The sequence below is a fragment of the Kitasatospora sp. NPDC089797 genome (genome assembly GCF_040684795.1).
Taxonomy (GTDB): domain Bacteria; phylum Actinomycetota; class Actinomycetes; order Streptomycetales; family Streptomycetaceae; genus Kitasatospora.
Genome location: NZ_JBFBGS010000038.1, coordinates 63,881 through 81,526, shown reverse-complemented (window position 1 = coordinate 81,526; position 17,646 = coordinate 63,881). Strand labels below are relative to the sequence as shown.

Here is a 17,646-nt window from a genome sequence, read left to right as displayed (position 1 = left end):
TGTGGTGGTGCGGCAGATACCAGAACGGGTCGGCGCGCGGCGGGGGTTCAATCCGGCTGTCCCGCCTGGCTCTCCTCGGTCAGCCAGGCCACGTGGTGGTGCCAGTGGCCGCCCCGGCGCTGGAGGAGCCTGCGCTCGGCCGCGGTCAGGTTCCACTGGCCCAGGAGTTCGCGCACGCGCTCCTCGACCACCTGGGCGAAGACGCCGGGCCCGGTGATCCCGGAGGCGGAGAGGTCCCCGGCCAGGTAGTCCAGCGTGAAACTGTCGTCGTCCTCTTCCAGTTCCGCGATCTGCTCCGTCAGCTCCAGCTTCTGCGCGAGGAACATCGCCATCGCCTCCTCCGGGACGTTCTCCTGGTTCTGGAACCCCGCAAGGAGCTCGTTCACGGCTTGCAGCTCGTTCAACGCCCCTGTCAGCCCCGGGGTGTCCAGGCGCCGCAGCCTCGCCACGACCTGGTCCAGCACTCGGGTCATGAACGTGGAGTCCTGATGGACGGCGATGAAGTGGTTGCCGTACTGGCCCTCGCCGAGCAGGTGGTCCACCGCCCACGGGAGTCCCGCCCCGGCGGGAGCGCCGTCGCTCTGCAGGAGCCCGTTGAAGTGTGTCTGGTTGCGGATCAGGGGGCCGAGGACCGGCAGGCCGCCGGCCGGCAGGGCGAGGGCGGCCTGCCCGAGGTCCAGGTGCTCGCCGGGGCCCAGGTCGACGTCGGCGTAGACGCCGCCGTGGCTGCTCAGGATGCTGTAGCGGGCCAGGTCGGAGGCCGCCGCGTAGGCCGGGCGGAGTCCGGCGGCGGCGCCGGCCCCGCTGCGGTCGACGGCGATGTTGTAGTAGCGCCTCAGGTCCGGGTGCAGCACGCCGGCGATGTCGTGCTGCGTCGCGCCCGGGAACTCGTCGGCGCCCCATGCGTTGAGCTGGTCCGTCCAGACGGCGACCTCCCAGTCGGTGCCCTGGGTCCGTGTGATCCAGTCCTGGATGTTGTTCCTGGCGGCGTCGTTGATGTGGGCGCCGATCCAGATGAAGTGGATCGTCCTGGGCACCTCCCTGAGCGCCGGGGCGCCGGGGCCGGTGTGCTGCCAGGCGTCGAGCAGCGCCTGCCCTCCCGGGGCGTCGGCCATCCGCCCGCCGATCACCTCGGCGGCCTCCGTGTCCCCGTCGAGCCGCGCCCGGTCGTAGCGCTCGCGCACGGCCCCGACGACCTCCTCGCCGACGTGCGTGGGCGGGGCCGGCACGGTCACGTTGAGCTGCTGCATGATCTGCTGGGCCAGGTCGCCGCCGTCGTCCGTGAGGCCGTGGGCGGAGCCGCCCGGGCCGGCGGGCCGGCCGCCGGGGGCGCTGTCGATGATGCTCGGCGGGTCGGGCTGGTGGCCGGGGTCGGGGGCGGGGTCGGCGGGGGTGAACAGGCCTGCCAGGCGCTGCTGTTCCACCGCGGGGGCGGCCTCGCGCAGTTCCACCGTGAACCCGTAGCCGCGCTCCGCGGCGAGGGCCTCCAGGATGTCCCGGATCTCCCGGGCCCGCTCGGGGGTGGGCAGGGGGTCCTTGGGCTTGAGGCCCCCCGGCGGCGGCGTCGCGGGCCCCGGCTCCGGCGGGGCGGGGGCGTGGCTGATGACGACGTGCCGCAGATCGGACAGGGCCAGCGGGCCGTGGATCTGCGTCTCGAAGTAGCTCTCCGTGTCCATGCCCCGGGAGCGCATCTCCTCGGCCCAGTCCGGGTCGTGCCGGAACCCGGTCGCCTCCGCGAAGGCGAGGCGCACCTGGTGCACGTCCCCCCACAGGAGCAGCGGCACCAGGTGCCGGTCGGAGGTCACGGCGCGGGCGCCCTGCTCCCCCTGTGTCCAGGAGTCGCGCGGGGTGTGGGTGACGCGGGCCCGGATGTCGTCGGACCAGTGCAGGGCGAACGCGCCGTAGCGGCGGGCCACGCCGAAGGGCTGGAACTCCGAGACCAGCGCGCCGTACTTCGGCATCAGGCCGAGGTGCTCGTCCCTGGGGTCGAACTCGCTGTCGCCGGTGGCGGTGTCCTGGAAGAGCCTGCGGGTCCGGAACAGGCGGCGCAGGGCCCACGCGTAGCCGAGGTTCTCCTCCACGCCGCCCCGGCGTGAGGGCAGGACGGCGGCCTGCGAGGAGCCGGTCTCCCAGGCGTTGCGGATCAGCTCCAGCGGGTCGGCCCGCAGCATGTCCAGCAGGGTCTTCGACTCCGGCGCCTCCGGGGTCCCGTCGGACGTGCCGAGGACGGTCCGGCGGGTCGCGTTGGGCGCCCGGTCGAGTTGGAAGTTGGTGACGACGGACAGCTTGGTGCGCATGTGCCGCTCGACGTCGGTGATCAGCTCCTGCATCCGTTCGGGGGCGCGCTGGTACGCCGCGGCCCACTCCCAGTCCTTGCCGGCGGTGGTCAGCTTCTCCACGAGCAGGGCGCGGTCGCGGTCCTCGAAGAGCATCGACTTGCGTTCGATCAGGAGCAGGGCGGTCACCTGGACCGGGTCGAGCGTCTTCCAGTCCAGGCCGGTGCCGGTGAGTCGGTCCAGGAGTTCCTCCTCCTGCTCCGACCACGGCGCGCGGGCCGCGGGGGCCGTGTCCAGGTCCATCAGGTGCGCGACCAGTTCGAGGTCGCGCGGGCCGGGGATCATGCGCTGCTTGAACTCGTCGTGGAGGGCGCCGAGATGGATCGAGGCCTCCAGGTCCCTGGCCTCGGACTGCAGCGCCGCCAGGCGGCTCTGCTGCTGCTCGGCCTTCCAACTCCCCTCGGGGGCGGGTGTTTTGGCCTGCAGCCGGGCGATCTTCTCGTTCCTCCTGCGCAGGGCGGTGGCCAGGTCGCTGCCCTCGCGGTCGAGGAAGGTGGTGAAGCGCGTCCTGATCTGGCCCTCTTCCCTGCCGATCTGCCTGTTCGTCTGCGCGCGCTGCGCGTCGTCGGCTGTCGGATCCGCCGCCTTCTTGCGCAGTTCGGCCAGCCTGCCCCAGGCCTTGCCCGCGGCCTTGAACGGGTCCTTGACCTTCTCGCCGGGGATGCGCAGCGGGAAGTCCAGCGGGTGGTCCACCAGTCGGGTCGGCCCGCCGGGCGGCGGCTGTTCGACGGTCCCGCCGGTGGTGGTGGTGGCGATCTCCCGGGGGGTGGGGTGGGCGGTGACGAACTCCGCGCGGGGGGCGCCGGGTTCGTGCAGCAGGACCAGTCTGGTGCCGCCCGCGCCGTCCTGGGCGACGTACGCCCGGCCGGTGACCGCGTGCACGGTGCGCCCGGTGGCGTCGGCGATCTGCTTGAGGCCCTCGAGCGACAGGCCCGCCTTGCAGGCCAGCAGCACGATCGGCGCGTTCTCCGGCAGCGCGGCCACGGTGTCGGTGCGGGCCAGCAGGCGGCCGAACTCCTCGTGGGTGACGGGCCGGTGGCCCTCCCGGCCGTCCCGGGCGCGCACCGCGAGGTGCAGTCCCGCCTCGGTGCCGTGCAGGTTCGCGAAGTACGGCGTGACGGCCGGGTTCCACGGGACCTGGACCTCGGCGTCCTCGCCGTCGGTGTGGCCGGGCCGGTTCCCGCCCTGGTGGTAGGCCTCCCAGTTGAAGCCGCCGTCGGCGCGCACCGCCGCCGCGCGGTCGTGGCCCGGGTTGGCCACCTGGTGCTCGGCCGTCGGGGCGTTGGCCGAGAAGCGGTCGTGGGTCTCCTTGCGCAGGGCGAAGTCCGCCGTGGTGTGGAAGGAGTGCCCGACGACCGTGGTGTCGTCCTCGCCGAGGATGGCGTGGCGGATGAGTTCGCCGCCGTCCGGGAGGAACCGGGTGTGGCCGCTGTCGTAGATGCCGACCCCGCCGTCGGCGTCGCTGTCGGCGTCGTTGGTCACCATGAGGCCGCCGCCCGCCCCGCCCGGGTTCCCGTCCTGCCAGTCGTCGAAGTCGTGGCCGGGTTGTTCGACGGCGCGGTGGTCCGGGTAGTAGCCGGGGTTGGGGACGAAGGCGATCTGCTGCTCGTAGCGCCAGTCGTCCGGGTGCTGCCCGCCGTGCAGCAGGGCGACGTCGTTGACGTACTCGACGCCGACGATGTACCGGGGGTGGATGCCGCCGGGGAAGGCCACTTCCTGCTCGGCGTCGGCCAGTTGGCGGTTCGGGAACGTCGCGCGGATGTCGATGCCGCCGGGGGCGTCGATCAGGTAGCGGTAGGCGGTGCCCCAGCCGACACTCTGGTGGGTCGCCGAGCGGGTGGTGCTCACGTACGCGGAGGCGGGGTTGCTGTCGAGGTAGGTCTCCAGCGGCGGGTAGCTTCCCGCGTCCCGCGGGGCGAAGCCGTTCGCGAACACCTCGTCCGGGTGGCGGTGGTCATTCTCCCAGCGGTAGAGCAGGCTGTGGTCACCGCGCCAGCTGATCGGGGCCTGCCCGTTGCCGGCGTCGCTGTCGGAGTCGCTGTCGTAGCCGGCGGCCTCCGCGGCCACGGCCGATTCGACGTCGGCGAAGATCCGGTCGCGGTCGAACCCCTCGAAGGACGCGTCGCCTCCGGGCGCGGCCAGCTGCCGGGGCTGCTCCCGGGGCGGGATGAACGACTGGCCGGCCGCGCCGTGGAAGTAGTCGACCACGATGTTGTGTTCCCACAGGTCCGCGACCAGCCAGTCGTCCAGCAGGACCTGCTGGACGACGTGCTGCTCCTCGTCGAGGTGCTGGTGCCAGCCGGCGTCCGGGTCGCCGCTGTCGATGATGCTCGGGACGTGCAGGCCCGTGGACGTGCCGGTGCCGACGCCCGCGCCGTCGTCCTCGTGCGGGGGCGGCGACGGCGTGCGGACGGGGACGGGGTGGTCGGCGGCGCCGGCCGGTGCCAGCGGCGTGTCCGCCTGCCGCAGCTCCACCCGGAAGGTGAGGCCGTGCTCCTGCCCGAAGGCCTGCAGCCGGTCGCGGAACTCCTCGGCCTGCTGCCGGGTGGGCAGCGGGTCGTCGCCCTGGGGCGTCGTCACGGAGTCGGGCTCGTGGCTGATGACGACGTGGTCGAGGTCGGACCAGGTCAGCGGGCCGTGGATCTGCGTCTCGAAGTAGCTCTGCGTGGTCATGCCCTCGGAGCGCATCTGCGCGCCGAACTCCGGGTCGTACCGGAAGTCGGTCGCCTCGCCGAAGGCCAGCCGGACCAGGTCCTGGTCGCCCCACAGGAGCAGCGGCAGCGGGTGCCGGTCGGAGGTCACGGACAGGGCGCCGGCGGGCCCGGCGGTCCAGGAGTCGCGCGGGGTGTGGGTGACGCGGGCGCGGACGGCGTCGGACCAGTGCAGGGCGAACGCGCCGTAGCGCCGGGCCACGCCGTAGGGCTGCAGGTTCGAGACCAGCGCGCCGTACTTGGGGAGCAGGGCGCGGTTCCCGTCCGTGGGATCGAACGCGCTGCGGTCGGTCTCGGTGTTCTGGTAGTACTCGCGGGTGCCGAACAGGCGTCCCAGGGCGAAGGCGTAGCCGAAGAGCTCCTCCACGCCGCCGCGCCGTGAGGGCACGACGGCGGCCTGGGAGGCGCCGGTCTCCCAGGCGTTGCGGAACCGCCGGGCCGCGTCCGCGAGCAGCACGTCCAGGAGGGTGCGCACCGGTTCGCGGTCCCCGCCGGCGGAGGGGTCGGCGAGGGTCTGGCGGTTGGCGTTGAGCGGCTTGTCGAGGTGGAAGTTGGTGGCGACGCCCATGTTCCGGCGCATGTGCCGCTCGACGACGGTGAGCAGGTCCTGGATCTGCCCGGCGTCGCGCGGGTAGTGCTGCGCCCAGTCCCAGTCGCCGGTGGCGGCGGCGAACTTCTCGGCGAGCAGGGTGCGGTCGCGCTCGGCGAAGAGCATCGCCTTGCGCTCGACCATGACCAGGACGGCGGCCTGTCCCGGGTCCAGGGAGTTCCAGTCCAGCCGCGGCCCGGCCCCTTCCCGGGCGGTCTGCTGCCCGGGCTCGACGCCCCGGAGCACGTCGAGGAGCTGCCGCTCCTCCTCGGTGAGCGGGGGCGCGTCCGTGCCCTGGAGGTGGGCGACCAACTGGAGGTCGCGCGCACTGGCGACCATCAGCTGCTTGGACTCGTCCGCCGCGGCGCGCCTGTCGATCTCGGTCGTCAGGTCCGAGACCTCGCTGCGCAGCCGCTCCAGGTGCGCCTGGTGCTGCTCGACCCGCCACTGTGCGGCCGGCGTCCGGGGGAGCTTGCCGAGGGCGGTCCCGAGGCGCCGGATCTCCTTGTTCCTCGTGTCACGGCCGGCGGCGAGTTTCGCGTCCTGGCCGCCGAGGAAGTAGCCGAACTCCCGCTTGATCCTCTCCTCGCCCTTGGTGATCTGCCGTTCGAGGTCGGCGCGCTGGGGGCCGCCCCGCGGCAGGGCCGCCGCCCTCTCGCGCAGCCCGGCCAGCTCGGACCAGGTCTTCTTCGCGCTCGGGTACGGGTCCTCGGCCGTCGGGCCGGGCGCGCGCAGCGGACGGTCCAGCGGGTGGTCCACCAGCCGCATCGGCTGCCCGGGGAGGGGTTCCGGGGCGGTGGCGGGCTTGGAGTGCTTGGTGCCCTCCACGATGGTGGGGGCCGCGTGGTGCCCCGTGGTGGGGGCCGGGGGCCCGGCGGTGGGGGCGGCGGTCGGCTGCTTGGGGGTGGGGTGGGCGGTGACGAACTCCACGCGGGGGGCGCCGGGTTCGTGCAGCAGGACCAGCTTGGTGCCGCCCGCGCCGTCCTCGGCGATGTGCGCCCGGCCGGTGACCGCGTGCACGGTGCGCCCGGTGGCGTCGGCGATCTGCTTGAGGCCCTCGAGCGACTGGCCCGCCTTGCAGGCCAGCAGCACGATCGGCGCGTCCTCGGGCAGCTCGGCCATGCGCTTCAGCAGTTCGCCGAACTCCGCGTGGGTGAGGAGCCGGTGGCGTTCGCCCTCCGGGGTGTGCACCGCGACCTGGAAGCCCTCGTCGGTGGCGTGCAGGTTCACGAAGTGCGGCTTCGAGGCCGGGTCCCACGGGAGCGGGACCTCGGCGTCCTCGCCGTCGGTGTGGCCGGGCCGGTTCTCGCCCCGGTGGTAGGCCTCCCAGTCGTAGCCGCCGTCGGGGCGAACGGCCTTGTGGGGCTCGTAGTGCGGGTTGACGACCTGGTGCTCGGCGGTGGCGAGGGCGGCCAGCTTGAGGAGGGCTTCCTGGCGCAGCGCGTGGTCCGCCGCGGTGTGGAAGGAGGAGCAGATCGCCCGGTCGTCGTCGCGGAGGACGCGGTGGACGACGTCGCCGCCGTCCGCGAGGAAGCGGTCGTGGCCGCCCTCGACGATGTCCGGGGCGGGCGGCTCCTGGGTGGTGGCGTCGGGGTGCGGGGTGGTGTCCGTGCCGGTGCCGACGCCCGCGCCGTCGTCGTGCGGCTGCGGGTGCGGCTGGGGCGCCGGGACGGTGGCGGGAGTGGTGGCGACGGGGGCCAGGAGGTCGGACAGGCGGTTGAGCACCGGCGGGTCGTCGGCGCCGCGCAGTTGCACCGTGAAGGTGTAGCCCTTCTTGTCCCGGAACTCCTCCAGCCGGGTGCGGATCTCCTCGGCCCGCTCCCGGGTCGGCAGGGTGTCGTCCTTCTTGGCGGAGCGGCTGCCGGCGGCGGGCGCCTGGGCCTGGGCCTGGGCCTGCGGGGATTCGTGGCTGATGACGATGTGCTGCAGGTCGGACCAGGTCAGCGGTCCGTGGATCTGGGTCTCGAAGTAGCCGTCGGTGATCATGCCGCGGGCCAGCATGCCCTCGCCGAAATCCGCGTCGTGCCGGAACCCGGTCGCCTCGCCGAAGACCCGCCGGACCATGTGCGGGTCGCCCCACAGGAGCAGCGGCAGCAGGTGGGTGTCGGAGGTGACGGCGCTGGCGCCCTTCTCCCGCAGGGACCACGAGTCGCGCGGGGTGTGGGTGGCGCGGGCCCGGACGTCGTCGGACCAGTGCAGGGCGAACGCGCCGTAGCGGGGGGCCACGCCGAAGGGCTGGAGCTCCGAGACCAGCGCGCCGTACTTCGGCATCAGGCCCCGGTCCTTCTTCTTCGGGGCGAAGCCGCTGTCGTCGGTGACGGTGTCCTGGAAGAGCGCGCGGCTCTCGTGCGTACGGCCCAGGGCCGGCGCGTAGCCGAAGTGCTCCTCGACGCCGCCGCGGCGCGAGGGCTGGACGGCGGCCTGGGAGGCGCCGGTCTCCCAGACGTTGCGGAACTGCCCCTGCTTGTCGGCCACCACCCTGTCCAGCAGGGTCTTCGGCTTCGACGCCAGCTTGCCCAGGAACCCGCCGGAGGCACCGAAGGCGGTCTGGCGGTTGGCGTTGAGCGGCTTGTCGAAGTGGAAGTTGGTGGCGATGAACATGGTCGTGTTCATGTGCCGTTCGACGTCGTCGATGAGCTGCCGGACCTGCTCGGGCCCGCGCGGGTAGTGCTGCGCCCAGTCCCAGTCGCCGGTGGCGGCGGTGAACTTCTCGGTGAGCAGGTCGCGGTCGCGCTCCTCGAAGAGCATCGCCTTGCGTTCGACCATGACCAGGGCGGCCGCCTGGACCGGGTCGAGCGTCTTCCAGTCCAGGCCGGGGCGGGTGAGCCGGTTCAGGAGGTCCTGCTCCTGGTGCGTCCACGGCGCGTGGGCGTCGGGGTTCCGGTCGCTGCGGAGGTGGGCGACCAGTTCGAGGTCGCGCGCGCTGGGGACCATCTCCTGCCTGGCCTCGGCCGCCTGTGCGGAGCGGTGGAGCTCGGCCTGCAGCTCCCGGGTTTCGAACTCCAGCACGTCCAGGCGTCGTTGGCGGTGCTCGACCGCCCAGTCCGCCAGGGGGCCGGGCTGCTCCGTCCGGATCCGGGCGAGGGCGTCCTCGCGCTGCCGGAGCGCGTGGGCGAGGTCGCTGTCCACGTGGCCGAGGTGGCTGTTGAAGCTCCTCCGGAGATTGTCCTCGGCGCGCCGGATGTCCTTCCCCAACTGCACGCGCCCGGGGTCGCCGGACGGCAGGGCGGCCGCTTCCTCCCGGAGCGCGGCGATGGCGCTCCACTCCTCCTCGGCCGGGAACGGGTCCTCGGTCCTGCGGCCGGGCAGGGCCAGCGGTGCGTCCAGGGGGTGGCCGACCAGGCTCATCGTGGCGCCGGGGGGCGGCGCCGAAGCGTCGTGCTGGCGGTCGGCGGGGATGGTGGCGGCGGTGTGGGGCTGGTCGTCGGCGGGGGTGATCTCGTCGTGCTGCTGGTGCGCGGCGGTGACCTGTCCGCCGCCCTGCCCGGCGTCGTTCCCGTGGCCTTCGGTGTCCCCGATGTCGAAGATGGAGGGGCCGGTGCCCTCGTCCGCGTCGTGCGCGGGGTGCCCGGTGACGGAGGGGTGGAGGGTGAGCCGGTCGAGCACGGGCGCCTGGTCGTGCGGACGCAGGTGGACGGTGAAGGTGTAGTCGCCGGACGTGCGGCGGTGGGCGAGGAGCCGGTCGCGCAGGGCCCGGGCGGTCTCCAGGGTGGGCACCGGCCCCGCGCTGCGGTCGGCGGCGCGGCCTTCGGGCAGGTGCACGATGGTGACGCTGTGCAGGTCCCGCCAGTGCAGGTCGCCGTGGATCTGCGACTCGAAGTAGCCGAGGGTCTCCCCGCCCTCGCGCAGGAGCCGGCGGCCCTCATCGACATCGTGCTCGAAGCCGGTGGCCTCGCCGAACACCCGCCGGACCATGGAGGGGGTGCCGTAGTTGAGCAGCGGCAGCGGGTGGGAGTCGGAGGTGACGGAGCGGGAGCCCGCCGCGCCCGCGGCAAAGGAGTCCTTCGGGGTGTGGGTGACGCGGTCGCGGACCTCGTTCTTCCAGCGCAGGACCGCGCCGCCGTAGCGCACCGACACACCGCGCGGCTGGAGTTCGGAGACCAGTGCGCCGTACTTCGGCAGGCTGGCCGCGCCGTCCTTGCCGGGGGCGAAGGCGTTCTGCTCGGAGTGGGTCTGCTGGAAGTCCTGCCAGGTGTCGGGGGCGCGGTTCAGGGTCGCGGCGTAGCCCATGTGCTCCTCGTTCGCGCCGCGCGCGGACCTGTCGACGTCGCCCTGGGAGTCCCCGGTCTGCCAGAAGTTCTTGAACAGCTGCGAGGGGTCGTCGATGAGCAGGTCCAGCAGGGTCCGGCGGGGCGGCTGGGCGCCCGGTGCGGACTGCGGTCCCGGCGTCCCCAGCGAGGGGGCGCGGTGGATCCCGCCCGGGGGCCTGTCGAGGAAGAGGTTGGTGGCGACGAACATGCCCTGGTGCAGGTGGTCCTGGACCCGGTCGACCAGCCGGTCCAGGGCCTCCTCGCTGTCGCGGGGGTAGCCCGCCGCCCAAGCCCACTCGCCCTCGGCGGCACGGAGGTTGGCCTTGAGCAGGGCGCGCTCGCGCCCGGCGAACTCCCGGCCCTTGCGCTCGATCATCACCAGGGCCGCCGCCTGGTCCTCGCCCAGCTTGCGCCAGAAGTCGAAGGAGCGGCCGGCGCCGCCGGGCCCGGCGAGCTGGTCGTACAGCGCGTGCTGCTGTTCGGTCCACTCCTGCGGCCGGTCGGCGCGCTCGACGACGGGGCGGCGCAGGTGCTCCACCATCTCCAGGTCCCGCGCGCTGGGCACCATGTCCTGGTGGGCGGCGGGCCTGGGGCCCGCCGGGTCCCCGGCGGGGCGGTCGGGCGGGTCGAGCGGGTGGCGCACCAGCGGCATGGGGGTGCCCGGCAGGTGCGCGGGGGCGGCCTGCGGCGGGGCCTCCTGGTGCGGGGCGGGGGTGTTCCCGGGGGTGGGACGCACGGTGACGAACTCCACCCGGGGGCGGTCCGGTTCGTGGACCAGGACCAGCCGGGTGCCACCCTCGCCGTCCCGGGCGACGTACATCAGGCCGGTGACCGCGTGCACGGTGCGCCCGGTGGCGTCCGCGATCCGCTTGAGGCCCTCGATCGACAGGCCCGCCTTGCAGGCCAGCAGCACGAGCGGCGCGTTCCCGGGCCGGGCCGACAGGCCGGGCAGCCCCCGCAGGATGTCGGCGAAGTCCTGGTAGGAGATGTCCCGGTAGCTCTCCCGGCCGTCGTGGTCGGGCACGGCGACCTGCAGCGTCTCCCCGTTGGCGTGCAGGCTCGTGAAGTACGGCTTCGACGCCGGGTCCCACGGGAGCGGGACCTCGGCGTCCTCGCCGTCGGTGTGGCCGGGCCGGTTGCGGCCCTCGTGGTAGGCCTCCCAGTCGAAGCCGCCGTCGGCGCGCACCGCCGCCTGGCGGTCGTGGCCCCGGTTGGCCACCTGGTGCTCGGCCGTGGCGAGGGCGGCCAGCCCGGCGAGGGCCTCCTCGCGCAGCCTGCGGTTGGCCTCGGTGTGGAAGGAGGAGCCGAGGAGGCCGCCGTCGTGGCCGAGGAGGGTGCGCTGGACCGGTTGGTCGTGTCCCGGCACGAACGGCAGGCCGGAGCCGTGCGTGGCCTCGAACACGGTGGGGGCGTGGAAGAGGTCGTGCAGGATCTGCGCGGGGTTGCGGTGGGCGGGCCAGTAGAAGGGGTTGGGGACGAACTCCACCTGCGTGACGTACCGGCCGTCCGCGCCCAGCCGGACGCCGCTGACGTACTCGACGCCGACGATGTACTCCCGGCGGATCCCGCCGGGGAAGGCGACCTCGCCCTCGTACCCGGCCAGGCCCCCGTGCGGGAGCGAGCGGTCGACGTCGATGCCACCAGGGGCGTCGATCAGGTAGCGGTAGGCGGTGCCCCACTCGTCGTGCTGGGCACTCGCCAGGCGCGTGGTACTGACGTACACCGAGGGCTCGTTGTCGGTGACGTAGGCGTGCAGGTTCGGGGCGTGGTCCGGGTTCTGCGGCCGGAAGCCGTTCAGGAACACCTCCTCCGGGTCCCGGCTGCCGTTCTCCCAGCGGTACAGCGGGCCGAAGTCGTGGCGCCAGAGCAGCCGTTCGCCGCCGGCGTCGATGGCGTCGCGGTCGTAGAGGGTGATCGCCCAGGTCAGGTCGGGGTTCTCCTCGCTCTCCCAGGGCCCGGCGAACGCCTCGGCCTCGTCGTGCGGGGGGAGGTAGGGGAAGAGCATCACGGAGTTCTCGTCGACCGTGACGTTGCGGTGCTGCAGCTCCGCGATCGCCTGCCCGGAGATGTAGTACCCCTGCGGGACCGGTTGTTCGGCGGGCTGCTCGACGTTCTGCTGGACCGTCAGATCGTCGAAGTGGTCGGCCAGTTGGCCGACGTCGCCGCCGCCGTCCGACTCGTCGTCGCTCGTGTCGAGGTAGCCTCCGCCGCCGTCCGACTCGTCGTCGCTCGTGTCGAGGTAGCCTCCGCCGCCGTCCGACTCGTCCTCGCTCGTGTCGAGGTAGCCTCCGCCGCCGTCGCTGTCGGAGTCCTCGGAGTGGTGCGCCGGTGCGGCGGCCGGGGGGTGCAGCGGTCCCGGGGCGACGGTGCCGGGCCCCGGGGCGGGGCGCGCCGGCGGGGCCGGCGGGTCGGAGCGGTAGCGCTCGAAGGTCAGGTCGTGCAGGACCGGGCCCGAGCGCAGGACGTCCTCGATGCGCTGCAGGTGGCGGGGCAGCAGCGTGAAGTCGTCCCGCAGGGCGGCGGTGCCCATCGCCCCGTTCTCGCCCGCCCAGCGGTCGCGGCGGCGCAGCGCGAAGGCGTCGCCCGGCTCCTTGGCCGGTTCGACGTACTCGTCGGGCAGGCCGAGGAAGTGCAGTAGTTCGTGCAGCAGCACGCCGGGCGGGCTCTCGGGGGACCAGGTGGACTGGTCGTTGCGTTCGAGGCCGGGGCTGACGGTGACGGTGTGGTGCGCCAGGGCCGGGTCCTGGGTGCCGTCCACCCGCAGGTGGACCTGGTCCTGGTCGCCGCCGGGCAGGTGGAAGCGCTCGTTGAACCGTTCGGCGACCACCGCCCGGGCCCGGTCGAGCAGGGCGGTGGCCTCGTGGCCGGGCAGCGGGCGGCCGTCCGGCCCCTGCAGGTGCAGGTTCAGGGTGAACTCGGTGACCCAGTGGCCGGGTCGGGCCTCGAAGCGCCGTACGTCGTAGCTGATCGTGGTGTCGGTGCCCTGCAGCCCGCCGAGGTCCGGGCGCCGGTTCTCGAACTGCTCGCGCACCCCGGGCCCGGCGACGGCGCCCGAGCCGTACTGGCCGCGCACCCGGGGGTCGAAGCGCACGGTGTCCATCCGGGCGGGCAGGGCGAGGGCGCGGATGTCGGCCCAGGCGGAGGCGGGCAGCACCGTGTCCGGGGCGGGGGTCGTGAGCGGGCCGGACGGGGTGTCGGGGGTGGGCTCGGGGTGCTCCTGCGGCCGGGGTTCGGGCTTCGGGTCGGGTTCGGGGCGGGGGCCGAAGACGTTCTCGTGGGCGGCCTCGTGGCCGAGCCAGTGGACGCGGTCCAGGTCCTCGGGGCCCCAGTGGTCCTTGTAGGCGTCGAAGAACTCGCCGCCGTAGCGGACCTTGAGCTCCTGGGCCTCCTCGGTGCGCAGTCCGCTGCCCTGGGCGCGGCGGTCGTGGTCGGCGGCGGCGCGTTCGCGGGCGGGCAGCACGGCGCTCTCGAAGGCGACGTGCTCGGCCAGGCCCTCGGTCAGGCGCTCGCGCTCGCGGCGCCACTGCTCCAACCGCCCGGGCAGGTCGGCCCGGTGGTCGGCGGCCGGGTCGCGCAGCAGGGGGCGGAAGGCCTCGTCGAAGGCGGTGCGGATGCGCTCGGTGTAGCCCTCGCGCACCCGGCGGGCGGCGCTGGAGGCGGGCGGCTCGGAGCCGTCGGTGCGGCTGCCGCGCACGGGCCGGCCCAGGGCCGTCTCGATCGAGGCGGCGGCGTCGCCGCCGTGGTCGGGGTCGTCCGGGCCGCCGAGGTCGTGCGGGACCGCGGTGCGGGCGCTCTCCGCGGCGGCGCGCACCGCCTCCTCGCGGCCGCCGTGCAGGGCGAGCAGGCGGTTGGCGCCGGCCGGGGAGATCAGGGCGTCCAGGCGCTCCTTGAGCCGGGCCGGGTCGCTTCCGGCCGCGGTGTGCTCGGCGATCAGGCGGTCGGCCAGGCGGGCGAGGTGGGCGCGGGCCTCGGCGACCGCGCGCGGGGACGGGCCCTCGGCCAGGCCGAGTTCGCGCAGCACATCGGCGCCGAACTGCTCGGCGGCGCCGTCCTTCCAGCCCGCGGCCGCGTCGTCCACCGCGCCGGTGGCGCGCTTGAGCACGGCCTCGCGGACCGCCTGGACGGTGAACTCGTGGGCCAGCCCGGCGCGGTGGTCCTCGAAGGCCTCCTGGAAGTCGGCGTCGAGCCGCTCCCGGCCCAGGGCGGCGGAGTCGAGGGCGGCGAGGTCCTCGCCGTGCTCGTCGGTGATCTCCAGGAAGCGGGCCCCGTCCTCCTCCCGGTGGCCGCCGCCCGCCTCGTCCTCGTCGGCGTGCAGGGCGGTGCGTTCCTGGTAGCGGCCGTGGACGTCGTCGAGGCGCCGGCGCATCTCCTCGGCGAGCTGGTCGCGGGCCTCCGAGGACACCCGGGCGTCGTGCGGCACCCCGGCCGCGTCCAGCAGGGCGCGGTCGGCCTCGGAGAGGTCCTCGCGCCTCCAGTCGCGGTGGGCCCGGTCCAGCGCCTCCTCGATCCGCCCGGTCTGCGCGGCGCGCGCCTGCCGGACGTCCAGGTCCCCGGCCGCGTGGCGCAGCCGGCGTTCCAGGCCCTGGAGGGCCAGGGTGTTGCGTTCGGGGGTGAGGTCCTCGGGGGTGGCGTAGACCTGGTCGAGGTCGCGTGCGGCGTCGGTGCGGAAGCGCTCGGCGGCCTCGCGGCGGATCTCCGCGCGCAGGTGGTCGCCGGCGGCCGTGTCCCGGCCCAGGCCCCGTTCGGTCAGCAGGTGGTCGAAGCGGTCCACGGCGATCCGCAGGGCGAGTTCGCGGGCGCCGGCCAGGCGCAGGCGGTCGGCGGCGCCGGCCAGCAGGTCCTCCCGCTCGTGCGGGCGGGCCTCGATGTCGCGCCGCAGGTCGGCGGTGGTGCGGCGCCATGCTTCCGTGCCGGGGGCGGTCAGGGTGCGCAGGTCCCGGGGCAGGTCGGCGTGGGCCTCGATCAGGTGGTCCTCGACGGCCTCGTGCAGGCTCTGGCGGGTCTCGGCCTCGGTGAACACGGCGTCGTGCCGGTCGGCGAGGGCCTGCTGCTTCTCGTGCCAGGCGGCGCTGCGGGCGTCGGCGGCGGGCGGGGCGGCGGGTTCGGGTGTGGTCGCCCGGCGGCGGGGGCCGGGGACGGCGGTGAAGGGCGCCTGCGGGTCGGGGCCCGGGCCCTCCGGCTTCGGGTCGCGCGGCGGGGCGGCGGGTGGCTCGGGGTTGCGCGGGTCCGGGTTCCGCGGGTCCGGGCGGTCGGGGTGGTCGGCGACGGGCTGGTTCGGGCCGGGGCGCTTGGGCGGCCCCTGCGGGTCGGGCTGGTTCGGGCCGGGGCGGTTCGGGTCCGGGTGGTCCGACGGCCGCTGCGGGTCGGGCTGGTTGCGGTCCGCGTGGCCGGAGCCGGTCGGTGTGAGCGGCGCGGAGCCGTCGCCGGGGTTCGGGTGCGCGGGGGTGCGGCCCGTCCCCGGCCCGTCGGCCGGGCCCGCCGGGCCGCCCTGGGTCGTGTGCTCCGCGCTGTGCAGCGGCGGTTCGTCCTGTTCCGCGCGGACGGTGGAGCGGCGCTCCGGGTCGGGCCTGGCGGAGGACCGGGACGGCTTCGGGGTGCCGCCCTGGCTGTCGGCGGAGGCGGTCGCTTCCTCGGTGCCGCCGCGTCCCGGGGTCTTCGGCGCGTTCCCTGCGCCGCTGCCCGCCTCTGTGGGGACCCTGGACGGGGGGCCGGGGACGGTGGTGCCCCGCTTGCCGGTGGTGCCCGTGCTGCCGGTGTCCTTGCCGCTCTTCTGCGGGCCGGGCTCCTCGGGGTCGGGCTTCCTGCTCCGGGACTCGGTCGGGACCTTCTTCGGGTCGGCCTTCGGGTCCCGTTCCCCGTCGATCGAGGAGCCGTGGCTGGTCCTGCCCTCGGGGTCGGCGAGGACGCCCTCGCCCTCGCCCCGCGGGCGGCCGGTGGTGCCGGTGACGGAGCCGAGCAGGCTCGAACCGGACAGCGAGGCGCCGTCGCCCCTGAGCGGTGCGCCGTCGCCGCCCGACAGCCGCGTCCCGCCGATCTGGTCGATGTGCCCGGGCCGGGGCACCGGGAACGGGGCCGCCGACTGGCCGCCCATGTGGCTGATCACCGCGAGGATGGTGATCGGGTGGAGCGGGCCGTAGTACTTGTCGCCGTCCTCGGGGATCCGGGACCACTCCTGGCTGCGGACCCAGTCGGTGTACCGGATGGTCAGCGGCGAGGCCAGGCCCATGATCATGTGCCGCATGCCGGCCATCATGAAGCCGCCGAGGAAGCTCATCCCGCTGGCCTGCCACTCACCGTTGTAGATGGTGTTGTAGATGCCCTCGGTGAGGTACTGGTTGATGCCCGACTCGAACTGACCGCCCAGCACGGTCCCGAGGTGGAACATCTTGTTCATCTTGTTGATGCCGCCCGCGAGTTCGGGCACCTTCTCGACGAGCAGCTTGAGCTCGGGGGTGAGCGCGACCGCGCCGCCGTCCTTGGCGAGGTTCTCCAGGGTCTCCACGAGCGCTTCCCGGCTGCTCTCCTTGGCGACCGTCTTGAGCGAGTGCTCGGCGAACTGCCGGGCGAGGTGCTCGCCCATCTCCCGGGCGAGGTCGGCGCCCAGTTCCTTGCCGAGTTCCTGCTCGAAGAGCTTGCCGAAATCGTGCACGAACTCCCGGCCGGTCGCGGCGCCCACCTTGCGTCCGGCCTTGAACCCCTTGGCCAGGTACTGGGCGTTGTCCTTCAGGAGCTTGGCGATGCCGCCGGCGAACCGTTCGGCCGCCTCGTCCCCGAGCAGCCGGCCGAAGCCCTCGCCCGCCTCCTTGCCCGCCCCCTTGGCCGCGCCGCCCGCGGCCCCCTCCCCCAGGCCCTTGCCGAGGCCTGCGGCCAGGTCCTTGCTCAGCTCCTTGCTCAGCCCCCCGGCGAGGTCCTTGCCGACGCCACCGGCCAGGTCCTTGCCCACATCCCCGGCGAGGTCCTTGCCCACGCCACCGGCCAGCCCCTTGATGAGGTCGTCGAGCGTGGTCTTCACGAACAGCTTGCTCAGCCCGGCGCCGAGCAGCTTGCCCAGGCCCTCGCCCAGGATGCTGAGCGGGCCGCCGATGGCGCCGCTGATCGCGCCGAAGATCGCGGCCTGCTTGGTGAGGTCGGTGTCCCACTCGTGGCGGTCGCCGCGCCCGAACTGGATGGCCTGCAGGACCGCGTCCAGGACCAGGCCGCCGATGACGCCGCCGATGGTGTGCATAGCGATCAACTGGCCGAGCTTCTTCAGCAGTTGGATGAGGAACTGCCGGGTCAGGATCTTCTGCCACTCCAGCTCGATGAGCGAGGCGCCGCCGGTGAAGACGGACCAGGCGATGGCGAAGGCGATCTCCACGAGCAACTGGACGAGCTGGGCGATCGCCATCCACTTGGTGTACTCGACACTGAGGGCGACCTTGTTGGCCAACTCGGCCAGCTGGGTGCAGAGTTCATGGGACTGGTCGAGGGGGCCCGGCTCGCTGTCCGTGCCGACGAACTTGCCCCACTCCTTGCGGAAGGCCTGGGCGGTCAGGCCGTCGAGCCGCTGGTCGCAGTTCCTCACCGCGTCCTGGATGTAGCTGTTCAGCTGCGGCAGGTCGTCGGCCAGGGCGAGGTAGTCGTCCCGGACGTCGCGCAGCAGCCCCTCGTCGGACTCCGGCCAGGGCATGCCGCTGATGATGTGGAAGAACTGCGCCAGGCCCGGGGAGACGTGGATCGAGGAGTGGGACACGGCGCGGGGCCTCCGGGGGCGGGACTGG

Annotated in this window: 1 protein-coding gene; it reads right to left on the bottom strand. The window is 74.1% G+C overall.

The window, feature by feature from the left end; all coding sequences use genetic code 11:
- Positions 1-47: 47 nt before the first annotated feature.
- Complete coding sequence (locus tag AB0O91_RS27935) at positions 48-17,618, bottom strand: TcdA/TcdB catalytic glycosyltransferase domain-containing protein (protein ID WP_363438466.1); 17,571 nt, start codon at positions 17,616-17,618, stop codon at positions 48-50.
- Between the last annotated feature and the right edge of the window lie 28 nt (positions 17,619-17,646).